Here is a 14,539-nt window from a genome sequence, read left to right on the forward strand (position 1 = left end):
GAATTACCATGCATAAGACGAAGGTCGCTGTTTCTGAGAAAAACATTAACCTGATTAAAGGTGGCTTGCTGATATTTTTTGCAATTCAAGGTGAAGATGATGCAGTAGTGTGCTCTGATCTTGTTTTGCCATATCTCGATTCTTTACTTGAGTTGAAGGATTTCAAGGCTGGGGCAAATGAACGTGTCATTCTTTATCCCAGTCAGATCCAGGTGAAAGATAAAAAGAGATCTTTGTTGGCAGACAGGCTGATGGTAGTCGGTCTCGGCAAGTTGAGTGACCAGGAGGAGCATCTCAGAATAGAAGCAGTGCGAAGCGCCGGCGGCACCATCAGTAAAGCCTGTGAGACTCTCAAGGTAAAGGATGTGAAGCTTGTTTGCGATGATATTGTTGGCATGGAGCGGGCGGCAATGGCACATCATTTGGTTGAGGGAGTCGTGCTTGGCGACTATCGTTTCAAAAAATATAAAAAGGAAGACCCGGATACTCCAACCTTTGAGGGTATTTCTGAGATTACAGTATGCGTAGACACCCAGGCAGGCAAGGTTCGTAAAAGTGTGGCCAAGGCAATATCCATTGCGCATGCGGTGCATAGTGCCAGGAATATGGCCAATGAGCCGGGAAATAGCTGGACAGCCACAGATTTCGCTGATTACGCTTTGAAACTCGCGGAAGAAAAAGAACTGACTTGCAGGATTATTGACAAGCCAAAAATGAAAAAGCTCGGTTTGCGCGGAATTCTGGCTGTGAATCAGGGCTCGGCTGAACCGCCGAAGCTTGTCATACTTGAGTATTCCCCGGCAAAAAAGAAAAAGTCAGTGATGTTGGTCGGCAAGGGGCTTACCTTTGATTCAGGTGGCGTGAGTTTAAAACCTGCAGCAGGTATGCAGAACATGAAGATGGATATGTGTGGCGGTGCTGCAGTTCTTGCCACCATGCAGGCCATAGCAGATCTCAAACCGGATGTGCATGTGATAGCGCTTATCCCGGCAACAGACAATATGAGTGGCAGCTCGGCACTCAAGCCGGGTGATGTGATTCGCCATTACAACGATGTAACCGCTGAGATTGTCAACACAGATGCCGAGGGAAGGATAATTCTGGGCGACGCGCTTGCATACGGCATAGAGAAGTATGAGCCCGATTGCGTAATTGATGTGGCCACTCTCACCGGTGCGGTGATTATAGGTCTCGGCCATCATCATAGCGGTGTTCTGGGAAATGATGATCAACTGGTTGATGGGTTGATCGATGCTGGCCAGACCTGTTCCGAGCCACTGTGGCGTCTGCCGCTGACCAAGGAGTATGAAAAGCAGATAGAGTCTGACGTGGCCGATATTAAAAATACCGGAGGGCGTGATGCCGGAACTATTACCGCCGCTGCATATCTGAAAAACTTCGTAGGGGACACTCCCTGGGCTCACCTGGATATAGCCGGAACCGCATGGGACTTTACAGAAAAGAGTTATATTCCCAAAGGGCCATCTGGTATCGCAGTTCGGACTCTGACTGAGTTTATCTGTAAGAAGTAATAGAGGATTACGTGCCCCGCCTGAAAAAGAGTTGGGGCATCTTCTATCTGGTGATACTACGTCTCATTTTGAGAGCTGAGAAGTGTTTTTAACCTCTTACTTCTTACCCTTTTTGAAGTAAGAGGTTCAACTATCTCGATAAAGACGTGTCCATTAAAACCTTCAGATTTTCGAAGCTTGGGCAGTCGTATATTGCTTTTCTCATTTTAGAACTGCCAGGCAGACCTTTAAAATATCTGCCAAGATGGTTTTTAATGCAGCCGATCATTCGTTCAACCGGCAGGAACTGTTCCATAAGCTCCATGTGTCTTTGGGCTCCCTCTAGAATCGCACGTTCGTTGACTGGTCGGCCCTTCTCAGAAAACACCCAGGGGTTGCCGAGTGCTCCCCGACCGACCATAACACCATCGCAGCCGGTCTCGGCCATCATATCAATGCCGTCCTGATACGTTTCGATATCACCGTTACCAATGACCGGGATAGAGACAGCTGCCTTCACCCTGGTGATCATGGTCCTGTCAGCAAGGCCTGTAAAACCCTGGGCCCAGGTTCTGCCATGGATGATCAGTGCAGAAGCTCCGGACCCTTCAGCCATTCTGGCAAATTCGACAGCATTCTGGTTGCTGGCGGTGGGGCCGGATCGAAATTTAACAGTGACTGGCACCTTGCAGTTGGCCCTGACCTTCAGAATAATCTGTTCGGCAGTATCAACCGTGGTCATAAGGGCTGCACCGGCGCCGCGCTTGGTTACCTTCTTGACTGGGCATCCCATATTGATATCTATCATGTCGGGATTATACTCACTCATGATGCCGGCAGCCTCTCCCATAACATCGGGTTCAGCGCCAAAAAGCTGAAAGGCTACAGGCTGTTCGGCTTGAACGGATTGCATCATGGAGATCGTTTTTTCCTGCCTGAAGGCGAGTCCATGGCAACTGATCATTTCAGAAACGCAATAACCTGCGCCAAATTCTTTGCAGAGCAGGCGGAAAGGAAGATCGGTGTATCCGGCTAGTGGGGCCAGCACAAATGGGGTGGAAAAATGCAGATGGTCGATACTGAGCATTGTAAAAGCGGTATAAAATTCAGGTATCCTGCTCAAGGCAGGAAGTGAACTAACATAGAGTTAGTATAAGAAACAAAAAACCTGATGTCGCCATGCTGTTTAAAAAAATGGCTGGCATCAGGCCTCTGTTAAAACAAAAGAAGAGCAATGAACTACTGTTGCTGTGCGATCTCCAGTTTAGGTAATTGCACCAACGCTCTTTGATAAATCTTCTGAGCCAGGTCATCGACGATGATATCCAGAGCTTTCTCTCGGTTGGAACGATTGCTTTCAGCTGAGTCACCAATCAGGTAATCCTGAGTCCAGACCTCTCCGGGCTGCTCAAGGACAATAGTTTCCGAGCCGATATCTTTCATCACATATCTGGTCTTTAAACGAACCTTGACCTCCGTTGCGTCGTTGCCTGAACCGTAGGAAAGGGTGGGCAGATCAATGGAGACGATCTCACCGGCAAGAATGAGGTCTGCACCTTCCTGATTCTTAGAGATTTTTATTGAACCGGATTTTTGAAACCAGCGAACAAGCGCCTGGTAAATATCGTTGTCAAGGCCGAGCTCACTGGTACGATTTTCCCAGGTCTTGAGATAGATTACTTTTTGGGGACCATTGTAAACATATGGGTTACGATAACCGCATGCGACAATAAACAACGCGACAAACGCCAGAAGAGGAACGTATCGGCTCATTGTTTTCAACGAAGTTCTCCCTGTATTGGATTTAAATGTTCGAGTAAAAGAAGGATGATTAATCAGTGGATTGCAGTGCTTATTTTGTACCTGCAATCCACAAAATCTTAGTCTTAAACGACAATATTCACAAGCTTCTTCTTGACCACAATAGTCTTTTTCACCTGCTGACCATCGATGAATCGCTGAACATTGGCATCAGACAGGGCGAGTTCTTTGATTGCCTCATCATCAATATCCGCAGGTACCTGAAGGCGGGATCTCACTTTTCCTTTCACCTGGACGACGATGGTCAGCATATCCTCTTTGGCTGCTTCTGCATCATATGATGGCCAGGGTTGGTCATCAACCAGTGAGGTGTGGCCAATTTCCTGCCACATCTCGGCGCAAAAATGAGGAACCATTGGTGAGAGTAGAATCAACAATGATTCAACTGCCTGAAAAACAGTACCGGCTTCAGCCTGGGCATCTTTTTCGGGATCGGTGACACTCGTCATGGTGTTGAACAATTCCATACCACCACTAATCGCGGTGTTGAAGTGGAAGTTGTTCTCAATATTCTCACTCACCCTTTTAATGGTCTGATGGGTTTTGCGATGCAGGGTACGCCCGGTGTCACTTAACTCCGCGGGAAGTGCAGGCTGTTCCTTGAGTTCAGGGCGGGAAGTGATGAACCTGTAGACCCTGTTCAAAAAACGTGAGCAGCCTTCAACGCCCTGGGAGTTCCATTCCAGATCTTTCTCTGGCGGAGCGGCGAAGAGGCTGAAGAGACGAACTGTGTCGGCACCATACTCCTGAATGAGGTCATGTGGGTCGACCACATTACCTTTTGATTTAGACATTTTGGCGCCGTCTTTAATTACCATGCCCTGGGTAAGCAGGTTGGTAAACGGCTCGTCTACGTTCAGGTAACCGAGGTCTCTAAGCACTTTGGTGAAAAAACGGGAGTAGAGCAGGTGCAGGATGGCGTGTTCAACTCCGCCAATATACTGATCTACCGGCAGCCAGTGTGACGCTTTCTCCTTGTCGAGCGGGGCATCGGTAAAAGCCGGGCAGGTGTAGCGAGCGAAGTACCAGGAAGATTCCACGAAGGTATCCATGGTATCTGTCTCGCGCCGTGCCTTGGCCCCGCAAGTGGGGCAGCTGGTCTCGATGAAGGATGGACGCTGGTGCAGGGGTCTGCAGCTTGCACCGGTTTCATCTTTATCTTCAGGCAGCATTACCGGCAGTTCCTCGTCGGGGACCGGCACGATGCCGCAACTGTCACAGTGGATCATTGGGATCGGAGCACCCCAGTAACGTTGACGGGAGACACCCCAGTCACGCAGACGGTAGGTGATGTGCGGCGAACCGAAACCGTTTTGCACAGCATAATCTATAACTTTTTTCTTGGCCTCTTCAGACTCGACGCCATCGAACTGACCGGAATTCACCAGAGTACCGCCAACGGTGGAAGCGTTCTCCATGGTTGCGGGATCGAGGGTCTCACCTTCAGGAATAACGACCGGTTTGATGGGCAGATCATATTTACGGGCAAACTCAAAGTCACGCTCGTCATGGGCAGGAACAGCCATCACCGCACCCGTGCCGTACTCGATCAGGACGAAGTTGGCTATAAATACAGGGACTTTCTCTCCGTTGTACGGGTTGATGCAGTACTTGCCGGTGAAAATACCTTTTTTGACCTGCTCGTCTTCTGGAGTTTGCTGCTGTTTTTCTTCCAGGATTTCAACGATAAAATCACGGATTTCCTGTTCATTGTCAGCGCCTGAAATAAGTGTATCTACCAGCGGGTGTTCTGCCGCCACCGACATAAAGGTAACGCCGAAGATGGTGTCTGGTCTGGTGGTGAAGATTGATATCTTCTCATCCATACCATCAACCTGGAAGTCGCAGGCGAGACCGGTGGATTTGCCGATCCAGTTTCGTTGCATGGTCAGAACTTTTTCGGGCCAACCGGTCAGTTGGTCAAGGTCAGCCAGGAGTTCTTCTGCGTAGTCAGTGATCTTGAAGAACCAGCCATTCATCTTGCGAGGCTTAATCGCCTGGTCGCAGCGCCAGCAGAGACCGTCAATTACCTGCTCGTTGGCGAGGACGGTCTGGCAGTTGTCACACCAGTTGACGGTGGTGGTCTTCTGGTAGATAATCCCTCTCTTGTACATCTCAATGAAAAGGATCTGCTCCCATTTGTAGTATTTGGCGTTGCAGGTTGCGATTTCGCGACCCCAATCGTACGAGAGGCCGAGCTGCTGCAGCTGATTACGCATGTAATCGATGTTCGAATAGGTCCAGGCGGCAGGATGGCTGTTGTTTTTCTGGGCAGCGTTTTCTGCAGGTAAACCGAAGGCATCCCAACCCATCGGATGGAGCACATTGTAACCTTTCATGCGCTTGTATCTGGCGACAACATCACCTATCGAGTAATTGCGAACATGGCCCATGTGAATTCGGCCGGAAGGGTAGGGGAACATCTCAAGTACGTAATATTTTTCCTTGCTGTCGTCCTCTTCAGCCTTGTACTTCTCTGATTCCGCCCAACTCTGCTGCCATTTCTCCTCAATGGCTTTGAAGTCATATCTATTGCTTTTAGTCTGACTACTGATCATAATTCTTCCTCGATAGGGATATGGAATGTAAGGTGCTACCGTATTGCGTGTCATTATCAGTGACAGCCATCAGATTATATTAGCTCTGATAATCAGATTCCTCGTCATTTATCAAGTTTTCAAATCTGGTAATAGTATTATTGAAATGCAACTTGACTGTTCCTGTCGGACCGTTACGCTGCTTACCGATAATGATCTCGGCAATACCGCGATTTGGGTTGTCTTCCGCCTTGTTATACACTTCATCACGATAAATAAAGGTGATGATATCGGCGTCCTGTTCGATTGCACCGGACTCACGCAGATCACTCATCATCGGCCGTTTATCGGTACGACTCTCAAGAGATCTGTTCAGCTGGGAAAGGGCAATGACAGGAATGTTATGTTCTTTGGCGAGCGCTTTCAAAGATCGAGAAATCTCACTGATTTCCTGGGTTCGGTTTTCTGTGGAATCCCTGCCTCGCATCAGCTGAAGATAATCTACGACTATGAGGCCAATGTCATATTGCGCAGCAAGTCGGCGAACTTTAGCACGCATTTCAAGAACCGAAATAGCTGGTTGATCATCAATATACAGTGGTGCTTCCGAGAGCATACCCACTGCACGTGTGAGCTTTGGCCAATCTTCATCATGAAGTTTACCGGTTCGCATTCTCTGGGAATCAACTCGGCCTACGGAACTCAGCAAACGCATTACCAACTGTTCCTTGGACATCTCGAGACTGAATACAGCAACACCAATTTTTTCTTCAATCGCAGCGCTCTGAGCAATATTCATTGCAAAAGAAGTCTTACCCATAGAAGGGCGGGCCGCCAGGATAATGAGGTCGGAGGGTTGAAGGCCGGCGGTCATTTTGTCGAGCGTGGGGTAGCCAGTTGGAACACCGGTAATAAGCTCCTTGCGCTTGAAAAGTTGTTCGATTGCGGCAAAGGCATCGGGAACAATCTGCTTAACAGGAGTAAATTTCTGGCCGCTCTTGGAACCGGCAATTTCAAAAATCGCCTGCTCCGCCTGGTCAACAAGAAGATCTATCTCTCCCTGCTCCTCATAGCAGCGGGAGGCAATATCGGTGTTGACTTCAATCAAACGCCTGAGGATGGATTTCTGGCGAACGATTTTGGCGTAGGTGGCAATGTTGGCTGTGACGGGAACGATAGAGGTAAGCGTTGCCAGGTAGGCGGCACCTCCAACCTGTTCTAACTGATTGCGGTCATTGAGCAGGTTGCTGATGGTCAACAGATCCTGTGGCTCATTGGCCTCAAAAAGGTCAATCATCGCCTCGTAAATGATCCTGTGTGCTTCCCGATAAAAGTCATCGGATTTGAGAATTTCGAGGACGGTACCAAAGGATTTGTCCTTGAGCAGGATCGATCCAAGAACGGATTGCTCAGCCTCAAGATTCTGAGGCGGCACTCTCTTCGAAATAGAGGATTGTTGCGGTGGAGGCGCGAATTCATTCATAGTCATGTGGCCATTAAAAGATGTTAAATTTTAACAGCTTAAAAGAAAAACACACCATGCAGGCCAAGCCTGTATGGTGTGTTTCGTCATAGCTGTACACAGCCGGACACTCTATTGCATTGCGGCCGGCGGTACACGGTATGTTCTGCTGAAACTGTTCGAGCAGTCACCCGGCGTATCGGCAGGATTATGCTTCGCTGGATGCGCGCACAACCTTAACGGTAACCTCGGTTACCAGCTGAAAGCCAACCTTGACCGTGACAGAGTTTTCGCCAAGAGTTTTGATCGGATCGGGAAGTACGATCTGTTTCTTGTCGATGACAACACCCATTTCTGCAAGTTTAGCGCAGATATCGGCATTGGTTACTGAACCGAAGAGACGCTCGTCTTCACCGGCAAGCTGCTCGATTACGATCTCGCGACCAGCAATCTTCTTGGCGAGAGCCTCTGCTACCTTACGCTCCTCAGCCAGACGTGCTGCTATTTCCGCCTTGTTCTGCTCGAGAACTTCGAGGTTCTCTTTGGTGGCGAGAACCGCTTTGCCCTGGGGCAGGAGGTAGTTGCGGCCGTAACCGGGCTTGACGGTAACGACATCACCCTCTTGACCAATCGAGCTGATGGTTTCCTTTAAGATGAGTTCCATTTTTAACTCCTTGTAGTGTGTATGTAAAATCAGTTCTGATTATGCTGTGAACAGATTTTATTCGTCTTGTGAATCCTCTTTGGACTCTGTATCAGGGACGTTCAGTTTACGGAGATTCAGCCAGGTATCGGCAACGCCAACCATGAGCAGCACTATCGTCCCAAGGGACTGTAATACTATCATCACGTAGATAAATGATCGTAACAGGATCGGTACATTCCACTTGTTCATGTAAAAAACACATACTGCAAAGCCTTGCATGCAGTACAGCACGCTGAGCAATATCAAGATATTGACAGCGACCCCTTTAATGATACCCAGGGGTAAGAACGCCATGAACGCGCTGAGTATACCGAGCCAGATCAATTTATCCGGCAATTGCCAAAATCTATAACGGGGCCAAACCTGCCGACCGGTATATTTATGTACCAGTCTGTTGCCGAGCACCATGGTAAACCAGGTGGAAAACATAGCAAAGCTGAGGAAGATAGCAGGTAAAATGATCGGTATGATCACCTTCATCTGCTCCAATGTCGCCTCAAGCATTATAGCTGTGTCTGCGCCAACTTGCTCGTTTTGGCTATATTCTTTTACAACGCTGTCTATCCCCGAACTCAGGGTAGTCTGAATTGCGATGTAAGGAGAATTGCCCGTTACCGCTCCTACCCCTGCGATTAAAAGTCCCCAGCATGCCCCTAGAGTAGCAGCGCACTTGAGACCTGACATCGCGGGAGAATCTCCTCGTAGCGCAGATTTCGCCAGAACATAGCCGGCAGGAATCAGCGCAAGAGAAAACAGCAGAACGTCAAAGGGTTGCGTAAACAGTCCTACCAGGACTCCAAGTCCCGCTCCTGCCAAGATATATCGACCACCAATGAAGGTGCCGTATTTGATCAGGAAAACGAAAACCAGAATCGGCAGGAAAAGTTGCACCCAACCAAACAGAGACCACTCTAGCCCGGGCAAGATAACAGCAACAAAAATAAGTGCTATGTTGCCGAAAATACGCTTAATATCCGGCTGATGGTTTGTCTGGTCCACCGTACTGAATCCCTTAATCTACTAATTACCCCTGAGAAGAACCAGAGTATGGCAGAAGTGCGATGTGACGTGCCTGCTTAATTGCTTCGCAGAGCTGACGCTGATGGGTCGCACAGGTACCGAGGATACGGCGAGGTATAATTTTACCACGCTCGGTCACAAAGCTCCGCAGAGTTTTAACGTCTTTATAGTTGATTTCCAACTCTTTGTCTGCGCAGAATCTGCAGACTTTTTTACGAGAGAAAAATTTCTTTTGTGGTCGTGCCATCGTAGAATCTCCTGTTTTGTAACGAATTTAGAGCGGCTGCTTATTCTTGGGCAGCTGGTTCTTCAGTCTCGGATGCTTCAGCTGTCTCAGCTTCAGTTCCAGCTTCAGCCTCTGCGGCTTCCTCAGCTTCTTTAGCAGCGGCGGCCTTACGAGCTTCAGTCTCGCCGATGGCGGCCTGGATCTCTTCGTCAGTCATGCTTTCTGCAGTTTTGATAGTAAGGTACTTGAGCACAGCATCGTCAATGCGGTACTTACGTTCGATCTCTGCTACAGCTGCAGGAGTTCCGGCGTACTCACAGAAGACATAATATCCCTGGAGCTCTTTCTTGATTGGATACGCCAGCTTTTTCATTCCCCATTTGTTGAGATCGATAATGGTACCGTTCTCGTCAGAAATGATTTTGGTGGTGTAGTCAATTACGGTTGTGATCTCAGCTTCACCCAGGCTAGGGCGAAGGATAAGGATCAGTTCATACCTTCGCATGTGTTCCTCCTCGTGGACTCATGGATTTGGGCATTATGCCCGGATTGCGGCCCTCGCCTACTGTACTTCAGTGCAGAGAGCGAAGAGGTGTATGGCCCTAAAAATATGTATAAGGTCATACGGTTTTCAGTATACAACAAATAGGCATGTTAAGTACATCTTGCCCGTCTGTCAAAACTGCCTATATTACTTTTATAGGCTAGAAGTGTCAAATTTATTTTTTAGACTTTTCTTCAGCCTTTATCTTGCGCCATTGTTCTTTTAATTCATCTTCATCCGTAATCTCCACCCCTGCAAAAACATGCGGATGACGGCGGACGAGTTTTTCCGTGATGCCATTTATCACTTGGTCGAGAGTGAATTTGCCACTCTCTGAATTGATCTCAGAAATCATGACAAGGATAAAGAGCAGGTCGCCGATTTCCTCGCAAATATTTTCGGTGTCCTTTTTGTCGATTGCCTCGACAAGTTCATCAAACTCACTGTGCAGGTATTTTACCATGGAGGAGGTTGTTTGACGTTTGTCCCATGGGCAGCCGTTTTCAGAGCGAAGTTCCCTTATTGTATCCACCAGTCGTAAAAAATTAGATTGATTGTCTGACATTGTAGTATATTGTTGAAGTTGCAATATTTGTCCGGGTTTGGCGAGAATATATCAAGAAACCCCTAAATAACATTGAAGTTTTATTAATAACACATTGTTAAAAAAAAGTTGACATTAAGTCCCTGACCAACTAAGTAGCTTTCCTTGAAAGGCGTTCGAGTTTACCGCAAGGTTTCAAGGCAGCCAGGTTGCGATCGAGGCAATAGCGTAACCGACACTGGGGTGGACTGTCATTACTTTTGCGGGGAGATCTCTTGAAGGTTTAATGAAGAAGAGGAATTAGATGGAAGAAGACAAAAAACAGAAGTTTCTATTGGAAAAGCATAAGGACATAGCACGCATTGATCAGGAGTCCAAGCGTACCCATGGCTGGTATGTAAGGGTTCGTTTTCTGGGGAAAACACATTCGAAATTCTTTTCTGATAAGAAATGTGGCGGTCGCTATTCAAGTTTGTTGTCTGCAATTTCATGGCGGGACAAAATTGAAAAAAAGTTGGGCAAGATTCGTACCAACAAACATATGGTTACTGTCTCAAATTCCAGTACGGGTGTGGTTGGTGTGCGTCTGAATGAAAAACTGAATAGATATGAGGTGAGCTGGGTTACCCATCAGGGTAAGCAGGGCAAGACTTCGGTTTCTATCAGAAAACATGGCAAGAAGGCCGCCTTTGCAAAGGCTTGTGCCATTCGCCAGGAAAAAGAACGAGCTCGGCTCGAATACACGATGTGACTCAAATCAGTCGTTGCAAACCTCCGGCCAGTTCATTCTCAATGAGGTGGCCGGAGCGACATTTGAAAAAAATGCCTGTCATGCTGTATCATCGTACTTATCATAATTGTGTTCCAGTTAGGCCAATAAAAGATATAATTGAAGTTGATACTATCCGATTTTTGCTCTAGCAGGCAAAAAGAGGTTGACAATTTATTGGAAAAATATTTTTATTTGTCGTTTTCGGATTTATACATTGCAGCGTTTGAGAATAGTGAGTCAACGAAGTTTCCATGTAAAGAGGTTTATATAATGTATGCAATAGTTCGCACCGGCGGTAAACAGTATCAGGTAGCTTGCGGCGATAACATTCGTGTTGAAAAACTCGAAGGCGCAATTGGTGATACCGTAGCCCTTGAAGACGTACTGATGGTTGTTGAAGGCGAGGAAGTCAAAATTGGCAAGCCTCAGCTCGACAACGCTCAGGTAGTTGCCAAGATCGCCGAGCAGGGTAAGGCTAAAAAAGTAATTGTTTTCAAGAAAAAGCGTCGTAAAGGCTATCGCCTCAAGAAAGGACACAGACAGTCCTACACTGCACTGCAGATTGAGGAAATCAAAGCCTGATTGTAATTTTCTAAGAACAGGCTGAACTGAATGAGATGAATATCCGGCGCGGTGAGATCTGAACAGCCGGAGGAAGGAGTAAGACGATGGCACATAAGAAAGCTGGTGGTAGTTCGAGAAACGGACGTGACAGTGCAGGTCAGAGACGTGGAGTAAAAAGATTCGGTGGTGAAGCAGTGAAGGCTGGTAGCATTATTGTTCGTCAGCTTGGCACCAAGATTCACCCGGGAACCAACGTAGGCTGTGGTCGTGACTACACTCTTTTTGCCAAGGTTGACGGTGTTGTAACATTTGAGGAATTCGGTAAAGATAAGAAGCGTGTAAGCGTTTATCCTGCCGTATAACGTCACCTGACAAGACAGTCGCGTAGCTGGCATCTCACTACGAGATGCGAGATACAGATTGAAAGACTCGACCTCCATTGATAGATGAAGGTCGAGTTTTTTTTTGCCTCCTGATGCATCGTTAAGTTGCGTATAGCGAATGCACAGAAAGATTATTCAAGTAAAGGTAGTGAGAACAAAAGATATGGCTTTTGTTGATGAAACGAAATTTTTCGTAAAAGCTGGTGATGGCGGCAATGGCTGTGTCAGCTTCAGGCGTGAGAAGTTTGTCCCCAAGGGGGGGCCTGATGGTGGTGATGGTGGTCGCGGCGGCAGTGTGATTATTCAGGCGACAAACACTCTCACTTCCCTTCTTGACTTTAGGTATAAGTCTCATTTTAAGGCAGAGCGTGGAACGCATGGCATGGGCAAGGACTGCTACGGTGCCAAGGGTAAAGACTGTATCATTAATGTCCCCGTGGGTTCTATTATCAAGGATGCCGAGACAGATGAGGTCATCATTGACCTTGCTGATGACGGAGATACATTTCTTGCAGCCAAGGGAGGCGATGGCGGTATGGGTAACAGCCACTTTGCAAGTGGCGCTAACCGTACTCCGCGTTATGCCACCAAGGGTATTCCCGGTGAAGAACGTTGGCTTAAAATCGAATTGAAACTGATAGCTGATGTTGGTCTTGTTGGATTGCCGAATGCAGGTAAATCCACCTTGCTCTCCAAGATATCCGCTGCTAATCCAAAGATCGCCGATTACCCGTTCACAACCCTGGAGCCGCAGCTCGGTGTTGTGTGTCATAGTTATTATGAGCCCTGTATCGTTGCAGATATTCCAGGTTTAATCGAAGGCGCGCATCAAGGTGTTGGTCTTGGTCATAAATTCCTGCGACACGTTGAGCGCACCAGCATATTACTGCACGTCATTGATTGTTCCGATGATGACTATCGTAAGAATTATCAAGTAATTGATGACGAGCTTCACTCATACAAGGAAGAATTGGCCGGAAGAACCAGATTTGTTGTTCTCAATAAAGTTGACCTTGTTGATGCAGATATGGCTGAAGAGATGCGCCAGGAGTTTCTCGAACTCGGTATGAAGGCCATTGTGATTTCAGCAGAAACTGGTCAGGGGCTGGATGATCTCAAAGAGTTGATTCTGGATACGCTTGAGCAGCAGAAGAGAACGGCGCAGGAGAACTCAGAGGAGTGATCTGATAGATTTTTTCTCAAGAGAGTTTTTTGTGGGCCAATGTTTATGTGTGGAGTGTGGGCAGTAATTACGAGCGACCAGGAGGGCTGCAGGGGTCATGACTATCCAGATGAGCCGCGAAGACGGGTTGTATTATCGTCAGACGCTGTTTGATAAAGCGCGCAGAGTTGTAATCAAGGTTGGAAGTGCCATTCTCACCAATGAGAATGGCATGAATTATGATGTGATAGATAATATAGCCAGGGAGATAGCTTTTCTGCGCAATAGCGGCAGAGAAGTGATCCTTGTTTCTTCTGGTGCTGTTGCAGCCGGAAGAAAAAAAATCTCGTTTGTTCCCGGTGGTGAACTTTCCATTCCCGAGAAGCAGGCTCTGGCCTCAATCGGACAATCTGTGCTGATGCACGTCTATGATGAAGCTTTTGCCAAGCATGGTCAGAAAATAGCTCAGCTCCTCCTCACCCACTCAGATCTTTCCCACAGAAACCGATATCTTAACGTTCGAAACACCCTGAAGACTCTCTTCAAGTTCGGCGTAATACCAATTATCAACGAAAACGATACGGTATCAGTCGAGGAGCTTCGTTTTGGTGATAATGATACCCTGGGCGCGTTGGTCTCGAATCTCATCGAGGCTGATATGTTTATCTGTCTCACCGATGTAGTCGGGCTCTATAATGGTAACCCCCATAATGACCCCAAAGCCAAACCTATCTATACGGTCGCTGAGGTGACCCCTGAAATCGAAGCGATGGCCGGCAACGTGAAGAGTGCTCTCGGAACAGGTGGAATGCAGAGTAAAATCAGGGCTGCAAAGATGGTATCCGCTGCAGGGGGAAGTTCGTTTATCGGCCCCGGCCGGGAACCGGATATACTCAAGCAACTTTTCTCCGGTGAGTTGATAGGCACCTTCTTTTTCCCAAGTGCATCGAAGTTGCCGAGTAGAAAACACTGGATTGCCTATGTTTTGAAACCGAAAGGAAAATTGATTCTCGACCAGGGTGCATGTTATGCATTGAGTAAAAATGGAAAGAGTTTGCTTCCTTCAGGAATAAATCAGGTTATCGGTGATTTCGGCGTTGGAGATTCTGTAGAATGTTGTGATCAAAATGGTGACGTTTTCGCGGTTGGCCTCATTAACTATTCATCTGCAGATATTGCCAAAATACAGGGTGTTCAAAGTCACATGATTGCAGAATTACTCGGCTTCAAAGACAGTGAAGAAGTGATGCATCGCGATAATCTTGTGCTGCTGTAGTGTGTTGGTTC

Annotated in this window: 15 protein-coding genes; 6 read left to right on the top strand and 9 right to left on the bottom strand. The window is 47.5% G+C overall.

Features of this window, described 5'->3' with window-relative positions; translation table 11 throughout:
- Window positions 1–8 precede the first annotated feature (8 nt).
- Window positions 9–1,532, top strand: a complete 1,524-nt coding sequence (locus tag FCL45_RS14295) for a leucyl aminopeptidase (RefSeq protein WP_136795809.1) — start codon at window positions 9–11, stop codon at window positions 1,530–1,532.
- A gap of 130 nt (window positions 1,533–1,662) precedes the next feature.
- On the opposite strand, the gene dusB is transcribed toward FCL45_RS14295, so the two are convergent.
- From dusB to FCL45_RS14340, 9 genes are all read right to left on the bottom strand, one after another.
- Window positions 1,663–2,598: a tRNA dihydrouridine synthase DusB gene (gene dusB, locus FCL45_RS14300; RefSeq protein ID WP_136795808.1), complete on the bottom strand. Its 936-nt coding sequence runs from the start codon at window positions 2,596–2,598 to the stop codon at window positions 1,663–1,665.
- A 152-nt stretch (window positions 2,599–2,750) separates the two neighbouring features.
- Window positions 2,751–3,284 carry an LPS assembly lipoprotein LptE gene (gene lptE, locus FCL45_RS14305; RefSeq protein ID WP_228721509.1) on the bottom strand — a complete coding sequence of 178 codons (534 nt, stop codon included), beginning with the start codon at window positions 3,282–3,284 and terminating at the stop codon, window positions 2,751–2,753.
- Between the two features lie 113 nt (window positions 3,285–3,397).
- Window positions 3,398–5,890, bottom strand: coding sequence for a leucine--tRNA ligase (gene leuS / locus FCL45_RS14310; RefSeq protein WP_136795806.1), 2,493 nt, complete (start codon window positions 5,888–5,890; stop codon window positions 3,398–3,400).
- A 79-nt stretch (window positions 5,891–5,969) separates the two neighbouring features.
- Window positions 5,970–7,352, bottom strand: coding sequence for a replicative DNA helicase (gene dnaB / locus FCL45_RS14315; RefSeq protein ID WP_136796009.1), 1,383 nt, complete (start codon window positions 7,350–7,352; stop codon window positions 5,970–5,972).
- A 187-nt stretch (window positions 7,353–7,539) separates the two neighbouring features.
- On the bottom strand, window positions 7,540–7,995 hold the full coding sequence (gene rplI, locus FCL45_RS14320) for a 50S ribosomal protein L9 (RefSeq protein WP_136795805.1): 456 nt from the start codon (window positions 7,993–7,995) through the stop codon (window positions 7,540–7,542).
- Between the two features lie 57 nt (window positions 7,996–8,052).
- On the bottom strand, window positions 8,053–9,036 hold the full coding sequence (locus FCL45_RS14325; protein WP_167495652.1) for a DUF2232 domain-containing protein: 984 nt from the start codon (window positions 9,034–9,036) through the stop codon (window positions 8,053–8,055).
- 25 nt (window positions 9,037–9,061) lie between these two features.
- Window positions 9,062–9,304 carry a 30S ribosomal protein S18 gene (gene rpsR, locus FCL45_RS14330; protein WP_136795803.1) on the bottom strand — a complete coding sequence of 81 codons (243 nt, stop codon included), beginning with the start codon at window positions 9,302–9,304 and terminating at the stop codon, window positions 9,062–9,064.
- Window positions 9,305–9,344: 40 nt separating this feature from the next.
- A complete protein-coding gene (rpsF, locus tag FCL45_RS14335) occupies window positions 9,345–9,788 on the bottom strand; it encodes a 30S ribosomal protein S6 (RefSeq protein WP_136795802.1) in 444 nt (147 codons plus the stop codon).
- 214 nt (window positions 9,789–10,002) lie between these two features.
- On the bottom strand, window positions 10,003–10,392 hold the full coding sequence (locus FCL45_RS14340; protein WP_136795801.1) for a MazG nucleotide pyrophosphohydrolase domain-containing protein: 390 nt from the start codon (window positions 10,390–10,392) through the stop codon (window positions 10,003–10,005).
- Window positions 10,393–10,675: 283 nt separating this feature from the next.
- On the opposite strand from FCL45_RS14340, the gene FCL45_RS14345 reads away from it, so the two are divergent.
- From FCL45_RS14345 to proB, 5 genes are all read left to right on the top strand, one after another.
- Window positions 10,676–11,122, top strand: a complete 447-nt coding sequence (locus tag FCL45_RS14345; protein WP_136795800.1) for an AP2 domain-containing protein — start codon at window positions 10,676–10,678, stop codon at window positions 11,120–11,122.
- A 291-nt stretch (window positions 11,123–11,413) separates the two neighbouring features.
- Entirely contained in the window at window positions 11,414–11,725 is a 312-nt protein-coding gene (gene rplU, locus FCL45_RS14350; protein WP_136795799.1) for a 50S ribosomal protein L21, read from the top strand.
- A gap of 86 nt (window positions 11,726–11,811) precedes the next feature.
- Window positions 11,812–12,069, top strand: coding sequence for a 50S ribosomal protein L27 (rpmA, locus tag FCL45_RS14355; protein ID WP_136795798.1), 258 nt, complete (start codon window positions 11,812–11,814; stop codon window positions 12,067–12,069).
- A gap of 184 nt (window positions 12,070–12,253) precedes the next feature.
- The gene (gene obgE / locus FCL45_RS14360) at window positions 12,254–13,273 is read left to right on the top strand and encodes a GTPase ObgE (RefSeq protein ID WP_136796008.1); all 1,020 of its coding nucleotides are present in this window, start codon (window positions 12,254–12,256) and stop codon (window positions 13,271–13,273) included.
- Between the two features lie 97 nt (window positions 13,274–13,370).
- Window positions 13,371–14,528 carry a glutamate 5-kinase gene (gene proB / locus FCL45_RS14365; RefSeq protein ID WP_136795797.1) on the top strand — a complete coding sequence of 386 codons (1,158 nt, stop codon included), beginning with the start codon at window positions 13,371–13,373 and terminating at the stop codon, window positions 14,526–14,528.
- Window positions 14,529–14,539: the final 11 nt, after the last annotated feature.

It is taken from the genome of Desulfosediminicola ganghwensis (genome assembly GCF_005116675.2).
Lineage (GTDB): Bacteria > Desulfobacterota > Desulfobulbia > Desulfobulbales > Desulfocapsaceae > Desulfopila > Desulfopila ganghwensis.

Excerpts from the sequence above, each read along its gene's own strand:
- FCL45_RS14295 (WP_136795809.1), top strand. The coding sequence starts at position 9 with ATGCATAAGACGAAGGTCGCTGTTTCTGAGAAAAACATTAACCTGATT.
- dusB (WP_136795808.1), bottom strand. The coding sequence starts at position 2,598 with ATGCTCAGTATCGACCATCTGCATTTTTCCACCCCATTTGTGCTGGCC.
- lptE (WP_228721509.1), bottom strand. The coding sequence starts at position 3,284 with ATGAGCCGATACGTTCCTCTTCTGGCGTTTGTCGCGTTGTTTATTGTC.
- leuS (WP_136795806.1), bottom strand. The coding sequence starts at position 5,890 with ATGATCAGTAGTCAGACTAAAAGCAATAGATATGACTTCAAAGCCATT.
- dnaB (WP_136796009.1), bottom strand. The coding sequence starts at position 7,352 with ATGAATGAATTCGCGCCTCCACCGCAACAATCCTCTATTTCGAAGAGA.
- rplI (WP_136795805.1), bottom strand. The coding sequence starts at position 7,995 with ATGGAACTCATCTTAAAGGAAACCATCAGCTCGATTGGTCAAGAGGGT.
- rpsR (WP_136795803.1), bottom strand. The coding sequence starts at position 9,304 with ATGGCACGACCACAAAAGAAATTTTTCTCTCGTAAAAAAGTCTGCAGA.
- rpsF (WP_136795802.1), bottom strand. The coding sequence starts at position 9,788 with ATGCGAAGGTATGAACTGATCCTTATCCTTCGCCCTAGCCTGGGTGAA.
- FCL45_RS14340 (WP_136795801.1), bottom strand. The coding sequence starts at position 10,392 with ATGTCAGACAATCAATCTAATTTTTTACGACTGGTGGATACAATAAGG.
- FCL45_RS14345 (WP_136795800.1), top strand. The coding sequence starts at position 10,676 with ATGGAAGAAGACAAAAAACAGAAGTTTCTATTGGAAAAGCATAAGGAC.
- rplU (WP_136795799.1), top strand. The coding sequence starts at position 11,414 with ATGTATGCAATAGTTCGCACCGGCGGTAAACAGTATCAGGTAGCTTGC.
- rpmA (WP_136795798.1), top strand. The coding sequence starts at position 11,812 with ATGGCACATAAGAAAGCTGGTGGTAGTTCGAGAAACGGACGTGACAGT.
- obgE (WP_136796008.1), top strand. The coding sequence starts at position 12,254 with ATGGCTTTTGTTGATGAAACGAAATTTTTCGTAAAAGCTGGTGATGGC.
- proB (WP_136795797.1), top strand. The coding sequence starts at position 13,371 with ATGACTATCCAGATGAGCCGCGAAGACGGGTTGTATTATCGTCAGACG.